The following is a 24,983-nucleotide window of genomic DNA, read 5'->3' on the forward strand; positions in this document are numbered from 1 at the left end:
CTCCGGACCGCCGCCACCGCCTGACGGCGCGCAGACCCTCCGCCCAGGACAGATTCATGCGGAACCGGCAGGCACCATGGCCGGATCCCGGTACCGGTATCCGACGCCGTACAGCGTCTCGATCTGGTCGAAATCGTCGTCCGCGCCCTTGAACTTCTTGCGGATGCGCTTGATGTGGCTGTCGATCGTCCGGTCATCGACATAGACCGCGTCGCCATAGGCGGCGTCCATCAGCTGGTCCCGGTTCTTCACATGCCCGGGCCGGGTGGCGAGGGAGCGCAGGATCAGGAATTCGGTCACGGTCAGCGGCACCTGCCGGCCCTTCCAGGCGCACAGGTGACGGGAGCCGTCCATCACCAGGCTGCCGCGGGACAGCACGGAATCGCTGGCCGGGTTGGCCTCGTCCTGGGCCAGTTCCTGGCGCCGCAGCAGGGCCCGGATGCGCTCGATCAGCAGGCGCTGGGAGAACGGCTTGGTGATGTAATCGTCGGCCCCCATCTTCAGGCCGAGCATCTCGTCCAGCTCGTCATCCTTCGAGGTCAGGAAGATCACCGGCAAAGCGCTCTGGCGGCGCAGCCGCGACAGCAGCTCCATGCCGTCCATGCGCGGCATCTTGATATCGAGAATGGCAAGGTCGACCGGCCGCTGGGTCAGCCCGCGCAGGGCTTCCTCGCCGTCCTTGAAGGTGCGCACCTCGAAGCCCTCGGCCTCGAGCGCGATGGAAACAGAGGTGAGGATGTTCTGGTCATCGTCGACCAGTGCGATCGTGTTCATGTCGAAACCCTTTCCGCCGGAGTGCGGCGCCCCCAATTCTGCACGTTTCCGCCTTCCGGGACCAGCCGGTAGGCACGTGCCACTAACCCATCCGACTGAATGGCGGCGGAATGAGGCAAAGCTGTGACCGGCCCAAGGCATTGTCTTGGCAGCCCTGGCTGAATACCATCGGCGCCCGGCAATCTCCCGCAGGCGGCATGCCTTTGATAGCCCCCTGCTTCTGACTGACAGGAATCGATGAAGATGAGCGATGCCGAGACCCGCGCCCTTTCTCCCGGCGCCCAGATCCGTTCCCTGATGCGCAGCCTTGACCGGGCGACGCTCTCGACCGGCATGGCCGGCGGGGATGGCTGGCCCTACGGCTCGCTGGTCATGGTGGCCGTCGATCAGGACGGGAGCCCGCTGCTCTTGCTCTCCGATCTTGCGGAGCACACGACGAACCTGAAGGCCGACCCGCGCGTCTGCCTGCTGTTCGACGGCACCGTCGGCCTTGAAGAACCGCTCACCGGCGCCCGCGCCTCCGTGCTCGGACGCATCGAGAAGGTCGCGGAGGATCGGCTGGCGGAGCGCTATCTGCGCCGCCATCCGAGCGCCCGCATGTTCGCCGGATTCAAGGATTTCAGTTTCTACCGGGTGGCGGTCGAACGGGCCCATATCGTCGCCGGGTTCGGCAGGATCCACTGGGTCCAGGCGGCGGATATCCTGTCCGAACGGGCGCCGGAACTGGAACAGGCGGAAGCCGGGATCGTCGCCCATATGAACGAGGACCATGCCGACGCGAACCAGCTCTACGCTTCGGTCCTGCTTGGCCGCGATGGCGACGGCTGGGAGATGACGGGCTGCGATACCGAGGGGTGCGACCTGCGTCTCGGCGGCGCGGTCGCGCGGCTCGACTTCGACGCTCCGGTCGGCGATGCGGAGGAGACTCGCAGGGCGCTCGTCGCCCTTGTGCAGCGTGCGCGGCAGAGTGCCGCGGACTAATCGGTTCTTTTTCGTGAAAACCGCCGCCCAGGCAGTTGCAATCACTGAAACAGACCCGTAACAATTTCCGACCCAAGCGGAGCGGGACTACACAGAAGAGTCAGGTTTCCGCGCAGCGTTACAAGAAACCAGATCGAGGAAACGAGTCATATGGGCCAGGAACGATCCGTGAAGGATCTGGAGCAGCACGGGCTGTTCAATCTCGGAACCGCTTACTGGAACCTCTCCGAGGCGGAACTGTACGAGCATGCCATCCGCAACGACGAGGGCCAGGTCGTCCCCGGCGGCGCCTTTGCGGTCGAGACCGGCAAACATACCGGCCGCTCCCCGAAGGACAAATTCATCGTCGACGCCCCGTCGGTCCATGATCAGATCAACTGGGGGTCGGTGAACCGGCCCTGCACGCCGGAGCTGTTCGACGAGATGCACCGCCGGCTCGCCGGTTACATGCAGAACCGCGACTGCTACGTGCTCGACTGCTATGCCGGCGCCGACGAGGATTACCGCCTTCCGGTCCGCGTGGTGACCGAGACCGCCTGGCACAATCTCTTCGCCAAGAACATGTTCCGCCGCCCGGAACGCAAGGAGCTGGCCAACTTCGAGCCGCAATTCACCGTGCTCCAGGCCCCCGGCCTGCAGGCCGCCGGCGAGGCGGACGGGCTGAATTCCGAAACCTTCATCCTGGTCAATTTCGACAAGCGCCTCGTCGTCATCGGCGGCAGCTGGTACGCGGGCGAGATCAAGAAGTCGATCTTCGGCATCCTCAACCACCTGCTGCCGGACAGCGGCGTCATGCCGATGCATTGCTCGGCGAACGTGTCGGAGGACGGCGACAGCGCCATCTTCTTCGGCCTCTCCGGCACCGGCAAGACGACGCTGTCCTCGGACGGCACCCGCATCCTGCTCGGCGATGACGAGCATGGCTGGTCCGACAAGGGCATCTTCAATTTCGAGGGCGGCTGCTACGCCAAGGTGATCCGGCTGTCCGAGGAAGCCGAGCCGGAAATCCACGCCGCCTCGCAGCGTTTCGGCACAGTGCTGGAAAACGTGGTCTACGACCCGGAAACCCGGGAAATCGACTTCGACGATGGCAGCCTGACCGAGAACAGCCGGTCCTGCTATCCGATCCACTTCATCCCGAACACGGACCTGTCCGGCACGGCGGGCCATCCGAAGCACATCATGATGCTGACGGCGGACGCGTTCGGCGTGCTGCCGCCGATCTCCAGGCTGACGCCCGAGCAGGCCATGTACCATTTCCTGTCCGGCTATACCGCCCGGGTCGCGGGCACGGAAAAGGGTCTCGGCAACGAGCCGCAGGCGACCTTCTCGACCTGTTTCGGCGCCCCCTTCATGCCGCGCCATCCGAGCGTCTATGGCGAGATGCTGCGCGAGCGGATCGCCCAGCACGGCGCCACATGCTGGCTGGTCAACACGGGCTGGCAGGGCGGTCGCGCCGGCTCCGGCGCCAACCGCATGGAGATCGCCTTCACCCGCGCCATGGTCCGGGCCGCGCTGGCCGGCAAGCTGGACGACGTGCCGGTGAAGCAGGAGCCGCATTTCGGCCTCTATATCCCGGAGAGCTGCCCGGGCGTGCCGTCGGAGGTGCTCGACCCGCGCAACAGCTGGTCGGACAAGGCGGCCTACGACACCACCGCCTCCGACCTCCGCGCCCGCTTCCAGGAGAACTTCAAGCAGTTCGAGAAATATGTGGAAGCCGCCGTGATCGAGGCCGGGGTGAAAGCCGCCGCGTAAGCGGAGAATTACAATCGTTTCGAAAAGGCCGCCTCCGGGCGGCCTTTTCTTTTTCCACACCGCTTCCCCCCACCGTCATTCCGACGGAAGTCGGAATCCATGGCCCCGCCGGAGAAGTGGATCCCGATTTTCATCGGGATGACGTCCTGGGGGACGACCGTGCAACGCGCCCCTGTGCTCCCGCCCCCTCCATCCCCATATGCCAATCAGGAAAACGGACCGGAGATCTCCGATGATCACGATCACGAAAACCGCAGCGAACCGCATCGACATGGAATTCGACGCCTCTTCCATCGACGAGGGCACCATGCGCGCCGCCCTCGAGGAGCTGATCGAGAAAGCGGACGGCATCGAGCACGGCCAGCTGCTCTACCGTCTGCACCATTTCCCCTGGCCGTCCCTCGGCGCCGTCGCGGTCAAGCTCGAACATCTGCCGAAGCTCTTCCGTCTGCTCGGCAAGTTCGACCGCTGCGCCATACTCAGCGACGAAGCCTGGCTGCGCAAAGCCGCCGATATCGAGGGGGCGCTGATCCCGGGACTGGAAATGAAGGCGTTTGCAATGGATGAGGCCGAGGCGGCGGAAGCATGGCTGGCAGCGGCAGGCAGCAACACCTGATGCGCCGCTCAGCCCGAACAACGCCACCAACCGGCCCTCGCCTGTAGAGGTTATCGAAAGCCTTACCGAAGGTCTTTCCGGAACACGTGCGTCGCCACCTTGTAGCCGAGGATGTCGTTGTCGATCCGGCCGGTCTCCTCGTAGCCCATGGCCCGGTAGAACACCGCCGCGCGGGCATTGAAGACATCCGCCTCGACATGCACATGATCGTGCCCGGCTTCCCTGATCCGGGCCTCGGCGTCCTGCAGCAGCGCAAGACCGATGCCGCGGCGCTGCAGATCCGGCAGCACCTGCAGGGTTTTCGTCTCGTTATCCAGCAGGAAGCAGAAGCCGACCACGCCCAGCTTGCCGTCCTCGGCCTCGGCCACCCGGCAGGTGCGCCAGGCGTTTTCGACAAAGGCCCGGCCGAGATTCTCGTTCCGGTAGCGTGCCGGGACGGCGGGCGGCATGAACGGCATCCAGGTCGCCTCCCAGGTCTTGTCCATGATCTCGACCAGCCGGTCCTTGTCCCGCTCCTCCGCCTGGCGGACCAGAACGGGGACCGGGCTGGCCGTGCGTTTCGGTTTCGCTGCCGTGCTCATGTTCCCTCCACGAAAGTCTGCCGCCTCAGTGCGCTTCCGACCAGCTGTCGCCCACACCGGCGTCGGCGACCAGCGGCACGGAAAGCTCCACCACCGGATCGGCCGCGCCTTCCATCACCCTGCGGACCAGCGCCGTCGCCTCCTCGACTTCCGCCTCAGGCAGCTCGAACAGCAACTCATCATGCACCTGCAGCAGCATGGTCGCCTTCAGCCCGGCCTCCCGGATCGCCGGACCGATCCGGACCATGGCCCGCTTGATGACATCGGCGGCGGACCCCTGGATCGGCGCATTGATGGCGGCGCGCTCGGAGAAGGCGCGGCGGGCCGGATTGTTGTCCTTGATGCCCGGGATATGGATGCGGCGCCCGAACAGGGTGGTGACATAGCCGTCTTCGCGGGCCTGCGCCTTGGTCTTGTCCATGTAATCGCGGATTCCCGGGAAGCGCTCGAAATAGGCGTCGATATATTTCTTCGCCACCCCCGGCTCGGTGCCGAGCTGACGGGCCAGGCCGAAGGCGGAGATGCCGTAGATGATGCCGAAATTGATCGCCTTGGCATTGCGCCTTGTGACCGGGTCCATGTCCTTCAGCGGCACGTTGAAGACTTCCGAGGCGGTCTGGGCATGAATGTCGATACCGTCCCGGAAGGCCTGCTTCAGGCTCTCGATATCGGCGATATCGGCGACCAGCCGCAGCTCGATCTGGGAATAGTCGACCGCCAGCAGCTTGTGTCCCGGCTCGGCGACGAAGGCGGTGCGGATCTTGCGGCCCTCTTCCGAGCGGATCGGAATGTTCTGCAGGTTCGGGTCGTTCGAACTCAACCGCCCGGTGCTTGCTCCGGTCATGGAATAGGAGGTGTGGATGCGCCCCGTCTCCGGATTGATCGCCTCGACCAGCGCGTCCGTGTAGGTCGATTTCAGCTTGGCAAGCTGGCGCCAGTCCAGCACCCGCGCCGGCAGATCGTGACCCTTCGCCGCCAGTTCCTCCAGGATATCGGCGCCGGTCGCGTAGGCGCCGGTCTTGCCCTTCTTGCCGCCGGGCAGGCTCATCTTGTCGAACAGGATCTCACCGAGCTGCTTCGGGGAGCCGATCTTGAATTCCTCGCCGGCCAGCTCGTGGATCTGCACCGCCAGCTCTTCCAGCCGTTTCTCGAAGTCCTTCGACATGGCGCGCAGGATCTGCGGATCGACCTTGATGCCCGCCTTCTCCATGCCGACCAGCACCGGGATCAGCGGCCGCTCCAGCGTCTCGTAGACGGTCAGCAGCCCGGCCTTCGGCAGTTCCGGGCGCAGCTTGCGGTGCAGCCGGATCACCATGTCCGCATCCTCGGCCGCGTAATCCAGTGCCTTTTCCAGCGCCACGTCGCTGAACGGGATCTGCGTCTTGCCCTTGCCGCAGACATCGCCGAACTTGATGTTGGTATGGTCGAAATGCAGCTCCGACAGCTCGTCCAGCCCATGCCCGTGCATGCCGCCCTCAAGCACATAGGACATGCACATGGTGTCGTCGACCGGCCCGAGGGCAATGCCGCCATTGCCGTCCTGGGCCAGCACCAGCGCGTCATACTTCGTGTTGTGCAGTACCTTCAGCACCGACGGGTCTTCCAGCAACGGCTGCAGCAGGGCCAGCGCCGCATCCCGCGGGATCTGCTTCGGCCCGTCCGCGCCGCCATCCGATCCGCCGAGCAGGCTGCCCTGCGCCTCGCCCGCCGTATGGCCGAGCGGGATATAGCAGGCCTTGCCCGGCACGACGCTCATGGACACACCGATCAAATTCGCCCGCATGGCGTTGAGCGATGTTGTTTCGGTATCGACGGCAACCGTTCCCTCGGCATGGGCGGCCGCGATCCAGCGCTCCAGATCGGCGATCTCCTGCACCAGCTCGTAACTGACATCACCGGCCGGATTGGGGGAGCCGACAGAGCCTTCCGCCGGCGCCGCACCCGGCGTCGCGGCCGCAGCGCCGTCCGCCAGCTCCGACTCGAACCGGGCGATCAGCCGCTTGAACTCCATTTCCTTCAGGAAGGCCAGAACGGTGGCATCGTCGGGATCCTCCACCGTCAGCCGCTCCAGCGGCTCGGTAATGGCGACATCGTCCTTCAGCCGGACCAGATCGCGGGAAATCCGCGCCTGGTCGGCGAATGCGATCAGGTTCTCCCGGCGCTTCGGCTGCTTGATCTCCCCGGCCCGGGCCAGCAACGTATCCAGGTCGCCATATTCATTGATCAGCTGCGCCGCGGTCTTGATGCCGATGCCGGGAACGCCAGGCACATTGTCGACGCTGTCGCCCGCCAGCGACTGCACATCGACCACCCGCTCCGGGCCGACACCGAACTTCTCGATCACCTCGGCCCGCCCGATCGCCCGGTTCTTCATCGGATCGAACATGTCGACACCGTCATCGACCAGCTGCATCAGGTCCTTATCGGAGGAGACCACGGTGACCCGCATGCCCTTTTGCTTCGCCTGCAACGCGTAGGTCGCGATCAGGTCGTCCGCTTCGTAACCTTCCATTTCCAGGCAGGGCACGTTGAAGGCCCGCACGGCGTCGCGGATCAGCGCGAATTGCGGGCGCAGGTCCTCCGGCGGCTCGTCCCGGTTCGCCTTGTAGTCCGGATAGATGTCATTCCGGAAGGTCAGCCGCTTGGTATCGAAAATCACCGCGACATGATCCGCTTCCAGATCCTCCACCAGCTTCATGAGCATGTTTGTGAATCCGAACACCGCGTTGGTCGGCGTGCCGTCGGACCGCCTCATCGGCGGCAGGGCGTGGAATGCGCGGAAAATATAGCCCGATCCGTCCACCAGGTAGAGATGGTTCTCTGTATCGGAAATGGCAGCGGGGATGTCGGACGCGGCAATATCGGTCATCAATGGATCCAGGGCGGGCTTCGGGAAACGGGCTGCGGGAAGAGTCTAGCGACGGGGCGGCCCATGACAAGAGAATTGGCGGAGCGGGCATCACGCGACGGACAGAACGGCAATTGAAAGCTGGCGGCGGCAGCGCTATTCATCATCCAATCGGAAATCAGCGGAAGACGGCAACCGGCCATGGAATCGACTGGATTGAAGACATTGCTCCATGTGGGCTGCGGCCTGCAGAGCAAGGAAGTACTCCCGGCACTGGACTTCGAGAACGAGTGGCGCGAAGTCCGGGTCGATATCGACCCGGCCGTCAAACCGGACGTGATCGACGATATCCGCACCCTGTCGACCATTCCGGACAGCTCCGCCCACTACCTGTTTTCAAAGCACAATCTGGAACATCTCGAGTTCCATGAGGTGCCTGTCTGTCTCGCGAATTTCTACCGGGTGCTGGACGACACGGGATTTGCCGTGATCCGGACTCCCGACCTCGACAGCATTTGCCGCGCGATTCTGAAACATGGCCCCGAGAAAACGCTGTATTCCACCGATACGCATGACGGGATGGTGGACATCATGGGGCTCGACATGCTGTTCGGCGCGTCCTGGGCGATCGAGCACGGCAACAGTTTCATGGCGCACCGCACCGCCTTCACCACGAAAACCCTGACGGCCAAACTCGAGGCGGCCGGTTTCGAAAAGGTCGCGATCTCCGCCGCCCGCGGCGAGCTGCGCGGCTTCGCCCTCAAGAAGGCCGAGAACAACGTCTACTGGAAAATCACCGGAAAAACCCCCGAAGCGGCCTAGGGTGCCGCCGACCCGAGGTCAGGCCGCGCTTTCGCCGGGCACCGGTGCAGAATAGACGAACTCGCGCGAACAGTAGGGGCAGGTCACCTTGCCCGCGTCGCCAATTGTGAGAAACACCTTCGGATGGCCGAGCGCGCCCTTGCCGCCGTCGCAGGCGACACGCTTCTCCGAAACGGTGATCACTTCGAACGGTTTTGCCATCTGACTGGTCCTTCTCCGCGCCGGTACCTATATTGAGCGTAGCCTCCGTTCCCGGAATGCCGGGAGATAATAGCCATTCGCCGCGTATTTTCAATCGCCTGAAAAGGTTCATCACCGTGCCGACACGCATCCAGCCGTCCCAAAGCGCACCGGAGCTCGCCCTGGAGATCAAAGGCCTTGAGAAGGTCTATGGCAAACCGGGCTCTTCCCGGAGCAAGCATGCCTTGAAAGGCGTCGATCTCGAGGTGCCGCGCGGCTCGATCTTCGCCCTGCTCGGGCCGAACGGCGCCGGAAAGTCGACCCTGATCAACATTCTCGCCGGCATGGTGAACAAGAGTGCGGGGACCGCGAAGGTCTGGGGCATCGATATCGACGAGGACCCGCGGCAGGCCCGGGCGGCGATCGGCATCGTGCCGCAGGAACTGAATATCGACGCTTTCTTCAGCCCGCGCGAACTGCTCGACCTGCAGGCCGGTCTCTACGGTGTGCCGAAAGCGGAGCGGCGGACCCAGGAAATCCTCGACCTGGTGGAACTCGGCGACAAGGCGGATGCCTATACCCGCTCGCTTTCCGGCGGCATGAGCCGGCGCCTGCTGGTGGCCAAGGCGATGGTACACAACCCGCCGATCCTGGTGCTGGACGAGCCCACGGCGGGCGTCGATATCGAACTCCGCCGCAAGCTCTGGGACAATGTGCGCGAGCTCAACCGGCGCGGCGTCACCATCCTGCTGACCACGCATTATCTGGAAGAGGCGGAGGAGCTCTGCGACCGGATCGCCATCATCAATCACGGCGAGGTCATTGCCTGCGACACCAAGGCAGATCTGATGCAGCGGATCGATGTCAAGTCGGTCGCCGTCACCGTCGCCGAAACGCTTCCGGAAAGCGCCGACAAGCTGCCGCAACCGCTGCAGCCCTTCTCGGTTGCCATAACCGGGCCAAACCAGCTGACATTCACCTACCGCAAGAGCGAGGGACCGATCGCCCGCATTCTCGGCGCCCTGGCCGCGGCAAACTTCCATATCCAGGACATCAGCACCGACGAGAGCGACCTTGAGGATATTTTCCTCGCCCTCACCAGCGACACGCCGGGAACCGACCGCTTTCATGCGGCGTAGGAGACCGGGACCGGCACCGCACGCCGTTCTTGCCGCCTTCCTCCTCATACTCGGCGGCTGCGCTCCCGGCATTGCGCCTCGGCCCGAGGCGCATCAGCCCGCCGCCCTCCGGGATGACGCCTTCGTCATGCCGGACGGGACGGAACTGCCCTACCGGCGCTGGGCACCGGAAGACCCCGCCCGCGCCGCGGTCATCGCCCTGCACGGCTTCAACGATTATGCCGGCGCCTACCGGGATCTCGGCCCCCTGCTCGCCCGGCACGGCCTGCTGGTCTATGCCTATGACCAGCGCGGCTTCGGCGGCACATCCATGCGCGGGGACTGGGCCGGCACCGCCGCCATGACCGACGATCTCGGCACGGTCACGGAACTGCTCCGCACGGCCCATCCGAATCTTCCGGTCTATGCCCTGGGCGAAAGCATGGGCGGCGCGGTGATCATGGCGGCCCTTGCCGGCGACACCCCGCCCCGGCTGGACGGCGCCGTGCTCTCGGCCCCCGCCGTCTGGGGCCGCAGCACCCTGACATCCTGGCAGCGCTTTGTCCTCACCCTGGGCGCGCACATCGCCCCGCGCATCCGTGTCCGCCCGTACCGCCTGCCGAGCCCGCCCTCCGACAATATCGAGATGCTGCGGCGGCTGCAGCGCGATCCGATGATGATCAAGGAGACCCGGATCGAGGCCGCCTGGGGCCTGACCGGGCTGATGGACGACGCCCTGGCGGCGGCGCCGAAACTCACCGCCCCGCTGCTGGTGCTCTACGGCAAGCAGGACGGCATCATCCCGCGCGGACCGACCTGCCGCATGCTCGAAACCCTGCCGGATGACGGCACGGGCGGACGGCGCTGGCGGCTCGCGCTCTATCGGGACGGCTATCACATGCTGTTCCGGGACCTGCAGGGCGACAGGGTCAGCGCCGACATCGCCGCCTGGCTCGGCGACCCGGCAGCAACGCTCCCGAGCGCCGAGGAAGTAGCCCCACCCATCGGCAAGAGCCGTCTGCCGGGCTTTTGCAACCCGTCCGGCCGTTAGTTCTGGCTCAACACGGAAATCAATTCTCATTTTGCATCAAATTCAATCTTTTTTAATTTTCCGCCCGTAAAACCGGCTTCGATCACAACCGGTTTACGAAAGGCGTCATGCAATGAAGATTGCGATAACCGTCAGGATGTTGGCTCTTATTCTCGGCCTCGCCACCTCCATGGTCGCGGCGCTTCCTTCGGCTCCCCTTGCGCAGAGCTCTCCGGACATCCTGCTGACCGTCAGCGGCGACATCGACAGTGGTGCCGCCGTCCATTTCGACCGGGCCGCTCTGGAAGAGTTTGCCATCGGGACCGTGCGCACAAGCACGCCCTGGACCGAAGGTGTACAGGAATTTCAGGCGATCCCCCTGAAGTCCCTTCTCGATCATGTCGGGGCAAAAGGGTCACAGTTGAGAGCCGTCGCCCTGAACGACTATGCCGCCGATGTGCCGATCGAAGACACCGTCGCTGCAGGTGGCTTTATCGCCGTCCGCCAGAACGGCAAGGCCATCTCGATCCGGGACAAGGGACCGCTCTGGATTCTGTTTCCCTACGACACGGATCCGAAACTGACGACCGATACCTATCTGAACCGCTCCGTCTGGCAGCTCCGCTCGCTCGTGGTCCGGTAAGATGCCGGAAAGCGCTATAATTGGCCGCTTTCGGATACAGCGACTCTCGATAGCGGTAATTATCGTCATTTCGACAGCGATAGGCGCAGCCGCACTTGCCGTCTTACTCTATCAGCAGCTGAAATCGGAAATTGCCAAACCACGCGAGAACTACCAGTGGGCCGCCTACCAACTGCAGGCGGAATACCTTAAGCTGTCCCTGACGGCTGAGCAGGCCCACACGGGGAGCATGCCCGCCGAAGACATTGACAGGCGCTACGACATTTTTGTCAGCCGGATCCTCACGCTCCGGCATGGACCGGCCTATCAACCTATCCAGCAAACGCCGGGATTCGAAACCCTGCTGGCTGATCTGCTGGCCTCAGTCCGGCGGATCGACGTGACGCTTGAGACGACTGCAAATCAGGCGGGTCTCCGAGCCGATATCATTATGCAGGAGTTGACTAGGTTTGCCGTGCCCCTGCAGCGGCTGGCACTGGAGATCGTCCGCGATGTCGCCGTTGAACAGACCCGGCATCAGCTCTCCCTGCTGGATGCCATGTCCTATCTGCTGGTTGCGCTGATCCTGATCGTCGGCATCGGCGGCGTGCTGGCAATGGTCAGCATCAAGCAGCTCAGCGCCCTGCATGCGGGCCGGCAAAATCTCTCGAAAGCGCTCGCCAGAGCCGAGGAGTCCAACCGGGCAAAAAGCCAGTTCCTTGCCAGCATGAGCCACGAAATGCGCACGCCGCTCAATGCCATGACCGGCCTGTTGCGGGAAATCGGATATCGCACGCGCAACCCTTCCATTCGCGGCATGGCCGATAGCGCAACCACTTCGGCGGACATGCTGTGTACGCTGGTCGATGATGTGATCGACGCGACCCGCCTCGAGAGCGGCAAATTCCGGTTCAACGAAACGGCCTTCTTGCCGGGCGCCCTGTTCGAGGAAGTCGTCACCATGATGACCTCCCCGGCACGGGACCGGGGCAATATCATCGTGCTGGAAACAGAAAATCTGATCGACAGCGCCATTATCGGGGACCGCGGTCGGCTCAAGCAGATTCTGGTGAACCTGCTGAGCAACGCCGTGAAGTTCACCGGGAACGGAACGATCCGGCTGCATGCCAGCATGCAGAACGGCCGCGGGAGTGCGGCCGAATTGATTGTCGATGTCCAGGATAACGGGATCGGTATTCCGGAAGACCAGCAGGAACGTATCTTTGAACGGTTTGCCCAGGTTCCCGGCAGCGAGGGCCAAGGACTGGGGATCGGTCTCTCCATCACCCGGGCTCTGGTAGAGCGAATGAAAGGCGAGATCAGCCTTTCCAGCACGCCCGGCGACGGAAGCACTTTTACCCTGCGCCTGCCGGTCGTGATTTCCGATGTCGTGGTGCCGCGCGAACGACACCATTTCTCGGAGCCCCTATTGCGCGGTCTTCGCATTCTGGTCGCCGAGGACAACGCCACCAACCGTCAGGTGATTTCCATGATCCTGTCCCGGCATGAAGCCATTTTCGACTTTGCGCGCAATGGGCAGGAAGCGGTCGACCAGGCCCAACCCGGCAAGTACGACTGCATTCTCATGGACATAAACATGCCGGTGATGGACGGGGTCGAGGCCGTCGGCCTCCTGAAACAGCGACTCGGGCGAACCCTGCCACCGGTCCTGGCACTGACGGCTGACGCCCTGCCTGAACATCTCGACCGCTTCCTTGCGGCCGGCATGATTGCCTATGTCGTCAAACCGATTTCAGAGCCTTTGCTTTTGCTGAGAATTGGCGAGGCCACCAAACGGCCAGACATCATCGAACATTGCCGCGACCTGAACACGGAAGCGCCGGCGCACGGCGCCGGCCCTCTGGAAGAGTTGACCGGTGGCCAGCGCAAGGCGCTCACGGCCTTCCTCTCCGAAATGGACGCGGAATAGAGAGAGCAGAGATGCAAATGGCACAGACAGGCGATGCACTTTTCGGCTCACGATCGGCGCTGATCGTCGAGGACAGCCACCTGATGCGGCAATTGCTGCGCTCGCTGCTGCGCGGCTTCGGGTTCCAGGATATCTGCGAGGCCGCCGACGGTTCAGAAGCGATAAACCTTCTTGAAAGACGGCATTGCGACGTCATCATCTGCGACTGGATGATGGAGCCGACGGACGGATTCAGCTTCGTCAACAGTCTGCGTCAGCACCGGGCCACACACCTGAGGAACCTGCCAGTCATCATGCTGACTTCGGTCGCCGAGGAACCGCGTGTCGTGGCCGCCCGGGACGCGGCGTGACCGAGTATCTAATCAAGCCGGTCTCTGCCGAAAAACTGCGCCGGCGCGTGGTCGCGGTCTTCACGAACCCGCGTTCTTTCGTCGCAACAGAGCGCTATGTCGGGCCGGACCGGCGGCGCCGGGAGGCGGCATTACCGAACATGCCGTCACGCCGTCTCGGCGACCGGCTCGGAGAACTCGCCCCCATCGCACCGCATAATGAAGAGGCGCCATCGGACGAAGATTTCCGTGCGGTACTCAAGACCGAGCTTGCGCGCCTCGCACGCTTCGCCCAGCAGATCGATGACAGCGGCGGTCGGACAGCCGAATCCTGGACCCGGTTGCAGCGCATCGCGCATGACTTGAGAGGCCAGGCGGGCAGTTTCGGTTTCACTGTCGTCTCCGGGATCGCCCAACGTCTCGATCGCCTGGCCTCGCCCGTTCTGAACCGGGCAGAACTTATGCTGGTCCCGACGGAACGCAGGATCAGTGCCGTACAGCGCCATGTCGACGCCCTCCGGATGATCTTCGAGCAGAATATCCGGACCGCATCGCCGGAAACCGATGCCTTGCTGGAAAGGCTCGACAAAGCGATCGAACGGGTCGAGCGTGAAGCCCTGGAAGCGGCATCGGGCGCCTGCGCCGGTATGAACAACTGACCACAATACGGACCAGCGCTTTCCCCTTGCACCAAATTGCGCCCGAGGGTAGTTTCCGCTCGCTCAGCCGTGCGGCTTCCGCCCGGCACCCGGTATGCACCCGTAGCTCAGCTGGATAGAGCGCTGCCCTCCGAAGGCAGAGGTCACAAGTTCGAATCTTGTCGGGTGCACCAATCTTTTCAGTCCAGAGCTCCGAATCCTTTCTGCCGGAAAACCCGGCGGTGATATTCGCTCGGCGAACGCCCCTGGTTAACTGCAGTTAAAGACTATCCATGCCATCATACTGTCTGTGATGTGACGGCGGTCGCTCCCGGCGGCGCCTCTGTGCCTGCATGCGTGCGTTTGGATTTTCGAGAGACATCGGAAACCTGTCCGATATAGGTTTCTCCCCATCGCCGAAGGCCGCGCCGACCGGGCACGCTCCGTGAACCAGGCAGAACTATGAGCACCTCCTCCTTGAACCTTCTCGAAGACGCCGAGAGCCGATACCGGGAGGGCTTCCACAGCAGTGCCGCCCGTCTTTGCCGCCGGGTGCCCAAGGGAGATCCCTGTCGTCTCCGGGCGCTGGTACTGCTCGGCAGCATCTGCCTTGAGGCCGGAAAGGCAGCGGAAGCGGCGGACAGTCTGAGTGAAGCCGCCACCCTGGCCCCGATATCGGCCGGGGCCTGGACAACACTCGGCACCGCATTTGAGCGGACCCGCCGCCCGGCGCAGGCGGCCGCCAGTTACCGCCGGGCCGTGCTGCTCGATCCCGGAACAGGCGAAGCCGACCGCGCACTGGCGCGGAATGCCCTTTCGCCGGGCCGGCCCGGTTTGCTGAAGCGGCTGACATTCCTGTCGCCGTTGAGCAGCGCCATCCGCTTCGACTATGGCGCGTATCTGAAGCAGGCGGGGGAAACGCCCCGGGCCACGGACCAGTTTCGCCGCATGCTGCTGATCTCGCCGGCGCACCGCGACGGGATCTTCCTGTTCGCCAACCTGCTGATGGATGCCGGTGATGTCGACGGGGCGAAAAAGTTCTTTGCCCGCACGCTTCGCATCGCACCGCGCAGCGGGGCGGCAAGAAACAATCTCGGCCTGATCGCGTTCAACGATGACGATTTCGAACGCGCCGAGGAATGGTTCTCCGCGGCGACGGTCGCGGCACCCGGTCTCCCGGAAGCGTGGCTGAACCATGCGCGGGCGCTGCAGAAGCTCCAGCGGGACGCGGATGCCATCCAGCCGTGCCGGCGGGGTCTCCTTATCGACCCTGCGAACCAGACGGCATGCTGCGATATTGCCGGCCTGTTGCAGGCAGCGCGCTGGGCCAGGCGGGCTATTGCGCTCGATCTCGACGCCGCCGGGCCGTACGGCCAACTGGCCGTGTCGGCGACACGTGCCCCGGGGCGCCGGGGGACCGAAACCTGGCTGCGGCGCGGCGCGATCGTCGAGCCCGGAAATCCCGAAACCTGGTTCCGCCTCTGCACCGAGGCGGGCCTCGCCAGCGATCCCGAGAAACAGGTCACATACGGAATTCGCACCACCCTGATTTCGGACAGTCAGGCGCAGGCCCGGAACAACACGGCTTTCGCCCTGCTGGGCCTGGAGAAATTCGAGCCGGGCTGGAAGCTGCACAGGCGCCGCCTGGAAACCGCCGAGGGCCGGAAGATCCAGCGGCATTTCGCCGTTCCGGAATGGACAGGCGAGGCGATCGGCGACCGTCACCTGCTGTTGTGGGGCGAGCAGGGCATCGGTGACGAAGTGCAGTTCCTGATGCTGCTGAAACACATGGAACGCCGGTGCGCACAGCTGACAATCATCGCCGAACCGCGCTTGCGGCCGCTGATCAAGCGCTCCTTTCCCGATATCGGGGTGCCGGACGTCGACAGCGCGACGGGCGATGTGGAAGACCATCACGGCGCCGACATGCATCTCGCGATCGGCGACCTGCCCGATCGACTGGCACTTTTCTGCGGAGGCCAGGCCACACCGGAACCCTGGCTTGTGCCCGATCAGGACCGGGTCATGTCTCTGCGCGCGAAACTGTCATTCCGCCATCCGGGAAAACGGCTGGTCGGGATTACATGGCGCTCCGAGGCGCCGAAGACCGGGCAGAGACGCACCATCGCACCGGAGGCCTGGCGCAGGATCGCGATGGTGCAGGGTGTTGCCCTGGTATCCCTGCAATACAGCGTCCGCGCCGAGGATCTGGCGGCGTTCGAGGCGGCCGGCATCGCCATCGATGCCGATCACGGAATCGACCCGGTACAGGATCTCGACGGCCTGGCTGCCCTGGTCGCCGCCATGGATCTGGTCATTGCCCCCCCGAACAACACCGTTCACATAGCCGGTGCGCTGGAAGTGCCCTGCCGGGTCCTGCTGCCGACGAGACCCGACTGGCGCTGGGGCCTGACGCGGCGAGATTCGCTCTGGTATCCGAACACCCGGGTGTATCGCCAGGAAACCGACGGTGACTGGGGCCCTGTCATAGACGCGGCAGCCAGGGATTTAGCGGCAAGTCAGGCGGCAACCACCATGTTCGGTAACGACCCCGTTTCGCCGGCTCAAGCCTCCCCGGGCGGCGCCCTGCCGGAACCGCCAGGGCAGACCGACCCTGTCAACCAAAGGCCGGAAGCCCCTGGCGGATTGATCCTTTCCGAAGAACTGTCCGGGTTTTACCACCGGGTGCGTTCGGGAGGATCGAACGAGGCTGAATGCATCAGGGTTATTGAAGACAGCCTGGCTGCCGGGAACCATGCAGAAGCGCTCTATATCATTGAAAGCGCTCTACAAATTTTACCGCCAAGCGAGTCTCTTCAGGACATGGCCTGCGCATTGATCGAGGATATCGACACCAGGTTCGGCACCGAAAGCTTCATCGTGCAGCTGCTGGACGGCCCCGGCGGGCTTGCGAGAATGCATGCCGAGCTGACCGAAAAATTCACGCCGATTCACGGAGACAAAGCCCCCCGGCCGGCAAACCCGTCCTTTCTCAAGAGCGTGATCCTGAAGGGCATGTGCATGCGGATCGGAGAGGACGCGCCGATCCGATATGTCTTGAGCCGTTTTTCCGAACATTTCGCCAGGCGATCGGCTGAGCCGATTTTCGGCAAGCCGGTCAGGTCCATCGTCACCAATGCCAATATGGCAAAGGTTCAGCTGGCCGGGCGCGAGCTGCTGTTCCACGTTCCGAATCTGTCCACCAGATGGCGGTTCCGCAACTTTTTCCTGCACGAACCCGGACTGTTGCGGATGATTTCCCACTTTCGCGACGAAGACGTCTTTCTCGATATCGGTGCCAATATCGGCAGCTTCTCCATTGCCGCCGCAGTCACCCGCCGCTGCCGCACATTTTCCATCGAGCCCTTCTCCGCAAATTATGAACAGTTGCTGAGAAACATCGCCTTGAACAAGGTCGGTGATCTGGTCACGCCGCTTAACATCGCACTATCGGACAAAACGGAAGCAGGCCGGCTGTCACTCTCGTCAAATGAAATCGGGTCCGCGACCCATGCTTTCGATGCCGCGTCCGCGCCACAGACGCCGGGCACGGGCAGCGGTCAAGCCGTCCAGGGCTATCGTCTGGACGATCTCATCTCCGGCGGGCAGATCGATTTTCCGACCCATGTAAAGATCGACGTCGACGGGCTGGAACACCGGATCATCGCAGGCATGCCGAAGACCCTGGCCGACAGCCGGCTGCGGTCGATCCGCATGGAGGTCGACCTGTCGGACCCGGAAAATGTCGCCGCCGTGAAGACAATCGAAGAGGCGGGCTTCACCTGCAGGATCGACGACGATCCGAAGAACCTTCTCTGCCTGCGGGAACAGAAGTGGCGCCTGGTCCAAGATCGATGAGCGTCCCGGGTTTTCGGCCTTTCCCGGCGGGGCGACGGTCATGGCGGGCTCCCACCGCGCACGTTACTCGTCAGTCTGGCGAACATAACGCCCAACGCCCCGGCACAAGCCCAAATCGGCGTCAGGTTTGCATCACAAAACAATGCCGAGGATGATAACCGTCAGCGATCCATGAAAACCGAGTCGCATTCATCCGATGAGGGGCACACTGATCCATACAGTCAGGCGATACCTGACCGGGCACTGGCGCGGCGCACATGGGCTTGCATGGTCGTTCTGGATCAATCTTGTCTTGGTTCGCGTTCTGGTGTCGGTGGTGCAGGAACTGCTTCGCCCCGGAAAGGGGCTGGATTTCCATGACAATCAGGTATTGGTCCTGATTTTAGCTCTGTTTTTTCATGGAGTTCTATTTGTCTGGCAGGCCGTTGGGGTCGTTCGCGCCGCCGAGGCCCATATCCGCGCCGGGGGATATATGGCCCCGGTCTGGGGCACTCAGCTGGCCCTGGTCCTAGCCTCGTTCTGGGTCATTACCTACGCGATCGATGCCTGGCATATGACACTTCCGGTGCCGGATAGCCTAAGACTTCAAGCTGAACGTGACGGAAAATACAGCATCGAGCCGACATCCGATGGATTGTCACTGACCTTGACCGGTTCATTGGAGCTTGGAATTGCGCACCATCTCAAACACCAACTCAAAGCGTATCCGAATGTAAAACAGATCATTCTGGCCAGCACCGGCGGCAACATCTACCAGGCCAGAGGGTTGTCGAAGACCATCAGGCAGAATGGTCTGAACACATTGGTCATGTCTGAATGCAGTTCGGCCTGCACGACTGTTTTCATTGGCGGGATCAAGCGACAATTGGCGTCAGGGGGCAAGCTTGGGTTCCACCAGTACCGGATTGACGCCGACTACGCTGTCCTGAATGCAGACCCCTCGCGGGAACAAGAGCGAGACCGCGCGATTTTTCTTCAGGCCGGGGTTGCTGCCTGGTTCCTGGACATGATGTTCGACAGCCAGCCCTCGGACATGTGGTACCCGGCATTGCCTGAACTGATTGAGTCGCACGTCGTAACCGATGTCGTGCCCTAGATGTCCGGACCTGTGATCCAGCCTTTCCGGCGACGTGATCAAGGTCTACTCTCGGCTGCGGGGCCGGTATCAGCGCGGGAGAGAAATCCAGATGCGTTTTGCTTTCTTCGCTGCGGTCATCGCCGCGGCAGTCGTCTCGTGCGGTCTCGGACTCGCCGGTATCTGGTGGGGATGGGTGATCCTCGCCGTCGCCGGACCGCTGACGCTGCTCGGCATCCGGGACCTGCTTCAGAGCCGCCACAGCCTGCTGCGCAACTATCCGGTCCTGGCCCATATGCGCTGGCTGTTCGAGGGCATTCGCCCGGAAATCCGGCAATACCTGATCGAAAGCGACGCCGACGCCTATCCCTTCAACCGGGAACAGCGCTCGCTTGTCTACCAGCGCGCCAAGCAGGAGCAGGAAACCGTGCCCTTCGGCACGCAAATGGACGTCTACAAGGCGGGCTACAGTTACTTCACGCATTCCCTGGCGCCGATACATCTGGACCGGCTGAACTTCCGGCGCCGTGTCGGCGGGCCGGACTGCACGCAGCCCTATGACATCTCCCTGCTCAATGTCTCCGGCATGAGCTTCGGCGCGATCAGCGCCAACGCGATACAGGCGCTGAACCGGGGTGCCGCCGCCGGCGGCTTCGCCCACGACACCGGCGAGGGATCGATCTCAGCGCACCATCGCCGCTATGGCGGCGACCTGATCTGGCAGATCGCCTCGGGCTATTTCGGTTGCCGCACGGAAGACGGTATGTTCGATGCGGAGAAATTCGCCGCGACGGCCGCCGACCCCCAGGTCAAGATGGTCGAGCTCAAGCTCTCCCAGGGCGCGAAACCCGGTCATGGCGGCGTCCTGCCCGCGTCCAAGATCACACCCGAAATCTCCAAGACACGCGGCATCCCGATGGGAAAGGATTGCGTCTCGCCGTCAGCCCATCCCGCTTTCTCGACACCGGACGCGCTGGTGGCCTTCCTTGCCGAGCTGCGCCGCCTGTCCGGCGGCAAGCCGGTCGGCTTCAAGCTGTGCGTCGGCCACCCGCATGAATTCATGGCCATCTGCAAGGCGATGATCGCGGCCGAAACCTACCCCGACTTCATCGTCGTCGACGGCAAGGAAGGCGGCACCGGCGCGGCGCCCGTGGAATTCACCAACAGCCTCGGCATGCCGCTGCGCGAAGGATTGCATTTCGTCCATATGACGCTTGTCGGCGCCGGTATCCGCGAGCATATCCGCATCGGTGCCAGCGGCAAGATCATCTCCGGCGCGGACATGGCGGCCGCCCTGGCGCTCGGCGCCGACTGGTGCAATGCGGCAAGGGGGTTCATGTTCGCGATCGGCTGCATCCAGGCCCGGGCCTGCCATACCAACCGCTGCCCGACCGGCGTGGCCACCCAGGACCCGACGCGCCAGCGCGGCCTCGTGGTCGAGGACAAGTACAGGAGAGTGGCAAACTTCCACGGCAACACCCTGCGCGGCTTCGCCGAGATGCTCGGCGCCATGGGACTGGACGACCCGAGCCAGATCCGGCCCGAGACCCTGCATATCCGGGCCACCGATCCGGACAGCATCCTGCATCACCGGCTGGCACCGGGGCAGCTCTTCGAGACGGACTGCCCGGATGCCTTCGCCGCGCCGTGGCGCCTGGCACGCGCGGACAGCTTCCGCCCCGCCGACGCGATGGATGTGAGAAAATCCGGCGTCCTTGCCGCGACCGAGAAGCAGCCCTAGTTCAGCGGAAGAAAATGCTGTCCGGGGGCACAGTTGGCTACCAGCTGAAAGGCGATTTCCGGGAACAGGCTGGGTCGATTTTCTCAACGTTGAAACGAACCGTTCAAGGCCATCGGTGATTCCGGCTTTGCAAGGTCCCTGCTGCGATCACCCTTCGGTCGGGACGTCGGCCGCTACGATCAATGGAGATTATCGATCCGCCCGATACCGCGCAGCCGGAGCAGGACGTTCCGGAGCCCGCGCAGCAGGCCGTAGGCGAAAGCGGAGAAGCGGGCCGACCGGTTCACCGCCCTGCTCATCTTTGTCAGCAAATTGCCGGGATCGCCGAACGTCGCCAGAAACGAAATCGCGCCAGCGCCATGATAGACGCCGCCATCCGCAAAAATGACCATGCCCTCATCAAGATCGAGCCCCGCCGCGCTGGCTTTCCGGCAAACCGGATGATCCGGAGCGGTGCGGGCATCGACCAGCGTCATGCTGCCATATTGTTTCCTGATCGAGATCGCATGGGCTGTAGAGCGGCAGACAGGGCAGTCGCCGTCATAGATCAGCCAGAAGCCCTCCGGCGCGGCGTTCATAGAGGCTTCGCGACCATCAGCGCGGAGATATGAAGGGTCTTCACGATCAGATAAATATCCATGGCCCGGACTATAGATCGAACGGCCAGGTCCGGCTTCGGGTGATTTGTCGCGGCCGCACAAGACACCGGCGAAAAACGCAGGTCACGGACTCACCAGCGGGGCCAGAGCCGGCGTTCCGGAACGGGAGTTCTTCTAATCACACCGGTTTGACCGGCGTGCGATTTCGGATATGAACCATCCCGAATCCTATTCTTCAGGAGGCGGCCGTTGCCCAGACGGACCGCAAATTGAACGAACCTTTCGACAAAACACAGAACACCAAATCAGGAGCAAACCATGAAGCGTTGGATTTTGGCGACCGTTGCCGCCGCGGCACTGATGACCGCGCCGGTCCAGGCCTTTGCCGAGACGACCATCCGGGTCACGCTGCAGCTGCCGGAGAAGCATTCCCTCGGCCAGAACTGGCTCGCCTTCAAGAAAATCGTCGAGGAGAAATCCGGCGGTGACCTGAAGATCCAGCTGTTCCCGTCGGCCCAGCTGTTCAAGGACAAGGAAGTGCCGAGCGCGGTCGGGTCCGGTGCCATCGAGGCCGGTTCCGTTTTCATCGGCCGGTTCGCCGGGTCCGTGCCGACGGTCGACGTCGTCTCCATTCCCTTCATCTTCGACAGCGAAGCCCATGTCCGTGCCGCCGTGGCCCCGGACAGCGCCATGCGCAAGGAGCTGGACGCCGCGATCCTGAAGGAAACCAACAACAAGATCCTGTGGTGGCAGGCCTATGGCCTGAACGTCTATCTCGGCAAGGACGCGGCGATCGTCGAGCCGGGCGACATCAAGGGCAAGAAGGTCCGGACCTACGGCAAGATCCAGGGCTGGACCGTCGAGGCCCTCGGCGGCGCCCCGACCCTGATGTCCGGCTCCAAGCAGTTCCTGGCCTATCAGCAGGGCGCGGTCGATGTCGGCATGACCGGCGTCTCCGGCGTGAAGTCCCGCAAGCTCTATGAAGTGATGGATCACCTGACACTGACCTATGACAGCGCCATCGAGTTCGTCGTGGTGATGAACAACGATTTCTACGAGAGCCTGTCCGACGCCAACAAGAAGATCATCAACGACGCGGCCCGGGAAGTTGAGCAGACGCTGCGCGACCAGATCTTCGCCCAGCAGGCCGACGCCGTCGAGGAAGCCCGCGGCAAGATGAACGTCATCGCGCTGACCGACGCCCAGCGCGCTGCCTGGGCGCAGGCAACCGCCAGCATCGTCGACCGTTTCGTCAAGGAAACCGGCGATGCCGGTGCCTCGGCCGTCAAGGCGGTCAAGGCCGCAAAGTGATCCGGTAGACCGGATCTGATCTCCTGCCGGAGGCGGCTCACGCTTCCGGCAGGCCTACACCCAACCAAAGCGCACGCGAGAGAGACCCGGCATGTTCGTTCGGTGGATTGATGCCCTTTCCGAGTTCACCGGCAAGCTCTGCGCCTGGAGCCTTGTCGCCGTCGGCTTCTTCATCACCTTCGAGATCGTCATGCGGTATGTGTTCACGGCGCCGACCATCTGGGTCGACGAAGTCAGCCGCATCATACAGATCTGGACGGTCTATCTCGGCACCGCCTTCGTGCTGAAGCACCGGGAGATGGTCACCATCGAGCTGATCCTGCGCGATCCGAACACGCTCCGGCGCCGTCTGGCCGAGAGCTTCGCCATCCTGGTGATGTTCCTGTTCGCCGGCACCGCGATCTATTTCGGATTCTCGCTCTGGCTGCACGACACCCTGGCCGGGCACACCACCGACACCTATCTCGCCCCGCCGAAATGGTTCACCCAGGCCCCTGTCTGGGTCGGCAACGCACTGCTTGTCCTGCAGGGCCTGGCCCAGCTCGTCCGGGTCTGGACCGAGGATCTGCCCGAAGACGATGTGCTGGAAGGCGCGCACTGATGGAAGCCTTCCTGATCCTGACGGCCCTGGTCGCACTGCTGCTGCTGCGCACGCCCGTCGCCTTCGCCCTCGGCGGCCTCGGCATCATCCTGCTGGCCCTGAAGGGCCTGCCCATGGTGGCGGTGCCGCAGCGCCTGCACGGTTCCATGGACAGCTTCGAGCTGCTGGCCGTGCCGATGTTCCTGCTGATGTCGAACGTCCTGCTGAAGGGCGGGGTCGGCCGCGATCTCTATGCCGCCGTGCAGAGCTGGGTCGGCCACTGGCCGGGCGGACTCGGGGTGGCGACCATCCTGTCCTGCACCCTGTTCTCGGCCATCTCCGGCTCCTCCGTCGCGACCGCCGCGACCATCGGCACCGTCGCCATTCCGGAAATGGTGGCGCGCGGCTATGACAGGCGCTTCGTCTTCGGCATGCTCGCCGCCGGCGGCACCCTCGGGATCCTGATTCCGCCCTCCATCCCGCTTATCATCTACGGCGTGATTTCCGAATCCTCGATCCCCACCCTGTTCCTGGCCGGCATCGGCCCCGGCCTGTTCCTGGCAGCCACCTTCACCGTCTACGGCATGGTCCACGCCCGGTTCTCCGGCGCCTACCAGCCGGTTGAAAAGGCCAGTTGGCGCGTGCGCGGCAGCAGCACGCTCGGGGCCCTGCCGACCATCCTGCTGGCCACCGCCGTGGTCGGCTCGATTTATCTCGGCATTGCCACGCCGTCGGAAAGCGCTGGGCTCGGGTTTGTCATGGCACTCGCCATCACCTTCGCCATGGGCCGGATGGACTGGGCGAAGCTGAAGGAAGCCGTCGAGGGCTCGCTGCGGACGTCGGTGATGGTGCTGATCATCGTCGCCGGCGCCAAGGTGTTCTCCTATGCCATCACGCTTTACCTGATCCCGCAGAGCATCTCGGCGCTGCTGACCCAGAACATCACCAACCCCGCCCTCTTCATGCTGGCGGTCGGCTCGGTGCTGCTGATCATGGGCTTTTTCCTGGAAAGCCTGTCGATGCTGCTGATCATGGTGCCGGTCATGCTGCCGGCCGTGCTCAACATGGATATCGACCCGATCTGGTTCGGCATCTTCTTCGTCGTGCTGATCGAGACCGCGCTGATCACCCCGCCGGTGGGCATGAACCTGTTCGTCATCCAGGCGGTCGGCAAGGCCAGCCTGCAGGATGTCGCCCGGGGCGCCGTGCCGTTTGCCGTCATCATGCTGGCGACGGCCGTGCTGCTCTGGTTCTGGCCGGATCTGGCGCTGTACATTCCCTACCAGCTGATGCGCTGAGCAGTCCTTTCCGGGACACAGTCAGCGGCCGCATTCCAACGGTTGAGCGCGGTGATGCGCCAGCCCGAATCCGTCATGTCATACCAGATCATCCCGCGTCCGAGCATGAAGCCGCGCCAACCGGCAGGGCTGCAGCGCGGCACCGAACGCGTATGCCTCCTCCGGCTCATAGTAATTGTCCCGGAACTCCGCGTATTCCCGGTCCTCTTCGGTGCAGGGAGACGCTGCGGCCGGCAAGGACGCAAACACCAGAATCAGGAATGCCAGGAGCGGTTTCGAGATCACACCCATTCCCTC

The 24,983-nt window shown here is 63.5% G+C and carries 22 protein-coding genes and 1 tRNA gene; 17 read left to right on the forward strand and 6 right to left on the reverse strand.

Translation table 11 applies throughout. The features are described 5' to 3' along the window. Window positions 1-54: 54 nt before the first annotated feature. A complete protein-coding gene (locus RH950_RS03885; protein ID WP_350053895.1) occupies window positions 55-774 on the reverse strand; it encodes a response regulator transcription factor in 720 nt (239 codons plus the stop codon). 243 nt (window positions 775-1,017) lie between these two features. Here RH950_RS03885 and RH950_RS03890 point away from each other — a divergent pair, with 243 nt between their 5' ends. From RH950_RS03890 to RH950_RS03900, 3 genes are all read left to right on the forward strand, one after another. Further along, window positions 1,018-1,755, forward strand: coding sequence for a HugZ family pyridoxamine 5'-phosphate oxidase (locus RH950_RS03890; protein ID WP_350053897.1), 738 nt, complete (start codon window positions 1,018-1,020; stop codon window positions 1,753-1,755). Between the two features lie 150 nt (window positions 1,756-1,905). After that, the gene (locus tag RH950_RS03895) at window positions 1,906-3,510 is read left to right on the forward strand and encodes a phosphoenolpyruvate carboxykinase (protein WP_350053899.1); all 1,605 of its coding nucleotides are present in this window, start codon (window positions 1,906-1,908) and stop codon (window positions 3,508-3,510) included. Window positions 3,511-3,742: 232 nt separating this feature from the next. After that, entirely contained in the window at window positions 3,743-4,126 is a 384-nt protein-coding gene (locus tag RH950_RS03900) for a SpoIIAA family protein (protein WP_350053901.1), read from the forward strand. Window positions 4,127-4,188: 62 nt separating this feature from the next. Here RH950_RS03900 and RH950_RS03905 read toward each other — a convergent pair whose 3' ends face one another. Beyond that, the gene (locus RH950_RS03905; protein WP_350053903.1) at window positions 4,189-4,707 is read right to left on the reverse strand and encodes a GNAT family N-acetyltransferase; all 519 of its coding nucleotides are present in this window, start codon (window positions 4,705-4,707) and stop codon (window positions 4,189-4,191) included. Window positions 4,708-4,732: 25 nt separating this feature from the next. Further along, window positions 4,733-7,576 (reverse strand): DNA polymerase I, encoded by a 2,844-nt coding sequence (gene polA / locus RH950_RS03910; protein ID WP_350053905.1) that lies wholly within the window; start codon window positions 7,574-7,576, stop codon window positions 4,733-4,735. A 195-nt stretch (window positions 7,577-7,771) separates the two neighbouring features. On the opposite strand from polA, the gene RH950_RS03915 reads away from it, so the two are divergent. Then, window positions 7,772-8,377, forward strand: coding sequence for a class I SAM-dependent methyltransferase (locus RH950_RS03915; RefSeq protein ID WP_350053907.1), 606 nt, complete (start codon window positions 7,772-7,774; stop codon window positions 8,375-8,377). A gap of 18 nt (window positions 8,378-8,395) precedes the next feature. Here the strand turns inward: RH950_RS03915 and RH950_RS03920 are convergent, their stop codons facing one another. Next, window positions 8,396-8,578 carry a zinc-finger domain-containing protein gene (locus tag RH950_RS03920; RefSeq protein ID WP_350053909.1) on the reverse strand — a complete coding sequence of 61 codons (183 nt, stop codon included), beginning with the start codon at window positions 8,576-8,578 and terminating at the stop codon, window positions 8,396-8,398. 110 nt (window positions 8,579-8,688) lie between these two features. On the opposite strand from RH950_RS03920, the gene RH950_RS03925 reads away from it, so the two are divergent. The 10 genes from RH950_RS03925 to RH950_RS03970 all read left to right on the forward strand — a co-directional run bounded on the left by RH950_RS03925 (window position 8,689) and on the right by RH950_RS03970 (window position 20,898). Further along, the gene (locus RH950_RS03925) at window positions 8,689-9,696 is read left to right on the forward strand and encodes an ABC transporter ATP-binding protein (protein WP_502889710.1); all 1,008 of its coding nucleotides are present in this window, start codon (window positions 8,689-8,691) and stop codon (window positions 9,694-9,696) included. Continuing rightward, window positions 9,686-10,726 (forward strand): alpha/beta fold hydrolase, encoded by a 1,041-nt coding sequence (locus tag RH950_RS03930; protein WP_350053913.1) that lies wholly within the window; start codon window positions 9,686-9,688, stop codon window positions 10,724-10,726. Before RH950_RS03925 ends, RH950_RS03930 begins: the two co-directional genes overlap by 11 nt. A gap of 112 nt (window positions 10,727-10,838) precedes the next feature. Continuing rightward, entirely contained in the window at window positions 10,839-11,348 is a 510-nt protein-coding gene (locus RH950_RS03935; RefSeq protein WP_350053915.1) for a putative pterin-binding protein, read from the forward strand. 1 nt (window position 11,349) lies between these two features. Beyond that, a complete protein-coding gene (locus tag RH950_RS03940; RefSeq protein WP_350053917.1) occupies window positions 11,350-13,257 on the forward strand; it encodes an ATP-binding protein in 1,908 nt (635 codons plus the stop codon). 17 nt (window positions 13,258-13,274) lie between these two features. Continuing rightward, the gene (locus RH950_RS03945; RefSeq protein ID WP_350053919.1) at window positions 13,275-13,607 is read left to right on the forward strand and encodes a response regulator; all 333 of its coding nucleotides are present in this window, start codon (window positions 13,275-13,277) and stop codon (window positions 13,605-13,607) included. After that, window positions 13,604-14,245, forward strand: a complete 642-nt coding sequence (locus RH950_RS03950) for an Hpt domain-containing protein (protein WP_350053921.1) — start codon at window positions 13,604-13,606, stop codon at window positions 14,243-14,245. Before RH950_RS03945 ends, RH950_RS03950 begins: the two co-directional genes overlap by 4 nt. 96 nt (window positions 14,246-14,341) lie before the next feature. Then, a tRNA-Arg gene (locus RH950_RS03955) sits at window positions 14,342-14,418 on the forward strand. A 268-nt stretch (window positions 14,419-14,686) separates the two neighbouring features. Further along, on the forward strand, window positions 14,687-18,082 hold the full coding sequence (locus RH950_RS03960) for an FkbM family methyltransferase (protein WP_350053923.1): 3,396 nt from the start codon (window positions 14,687-14,689) through the stop codon (window positions 18,080-18,082). A gap of 196 nt (window positions 18,083-18,278) precedes the next feature. Next, on the forward strand, window positions 18,279-19,178 hold the full coding sequence (locus tag RH950_RS03965) for a hypothetical protein (protein ID WP_350053925.1): 900 nt from the start codon (window positions 18,279-18,281) through the stop codon (window positions 19,176-19,178). 91 nt (window positions 19,179-19,269) lie between these two features. Beyond that, the gene (locus RH950_RS03970; protein ID WP_350053927.1) at window positions 19,270-20,898 is read left to right on the forward strand and encodes an FMN-binding glutamate synthase family protein; all 1,629 of its coding nucleotides are present in this window, start codon (window positions 19,270-19,272) and stop codon (window positions 20,896-20,898) included. 179 nt (window positions 20,899-21,077) lie between these two features. On the opposite strand, the gene RH950_RS03975 is transcribed toward RH950_RS03970, so the two are convergent. Then, the gene (locus RH950_RS03975) at window positions 21,078-21,476 is read right to left on the reverse strand and encodes a DCC1-like thiol-disulfide oxidoreductase family protein (protein WP_350053929.1); all 399 of its coding nucleotides are present in this window, start codon (window positions 21,474-21,476) and stop codon (window positions 21,078-21,080) included. Between the two features lie 339 nt (window positions 21,477-21,815). Here RH950_RS03975 and dctP point away from each other — a divergent pair, with 339 nt between their 5' ends. The 3 genes from dctP (at window position 21,816) to RH950_RS03990 (ending at window position 24,686) form a co-directional block, all read left to right on the forward strand. Continuing rightward, complete coding sequence (dctP, locus tag RH950_RS03980; protein ID WP_350053931.1) at window positions 21,816-22,808, forward strand: TRAP transporter substrate-binding protein DctP; 993 nt, start codon at window positions 21,816-21,818, stop codon at window positions 22,806-22,808. 91 nt (window positions 22,809-22,899) lie between these two features. After that, a complete protein-coding gene (locus RH950_RS03985) occupies window positions 22,900-23,409 on the forward strand; it encodes a TRAP transporter small permease subunit (protein ID WP_350053933.1) in 510 nt (169 codons plus the stop codon). Then, a complete protein-coding gene (locus RH950_RS03990; protein WP_350053935.1) occupies window positions 23,409-24,686 on the forward strand; it encodes a TRAP transporter large permease in 1,278 nt (425 codons plus the stop codon). Before RH950_RS03985 ends, RH950_RS03990 begins: the two co-directional genes overlap by 1 nt. 78 nt (window positions 24,687-24,764) lie before the next feature. Here the strand turns inward: RH950_RS03990 and RH950_RS03995 are convergent, their stop codons facing one another. Next, window positions 24,765-24,971, reverse strand: a complete 207-nt coding sequence (locus tag RH950_RS03995; RefSeq protein WP_350053937.1) for a hypothetical protein — start codon at window positions 24,969-24,971, stop codon at window positions 24,765-24,767. Window positions 24,972-24,983: the final 12 nt, after the last annotated feature.

Origin of the sequence: Nisaea sp. (assembly GCF_040217065.1) — a bacterium.
Classification (GTDB): Bacteria; Pseudomonadota; Alphaproteobacteria; order Thalassobaculales; family Thalassobaculaceae; genus Nisaea.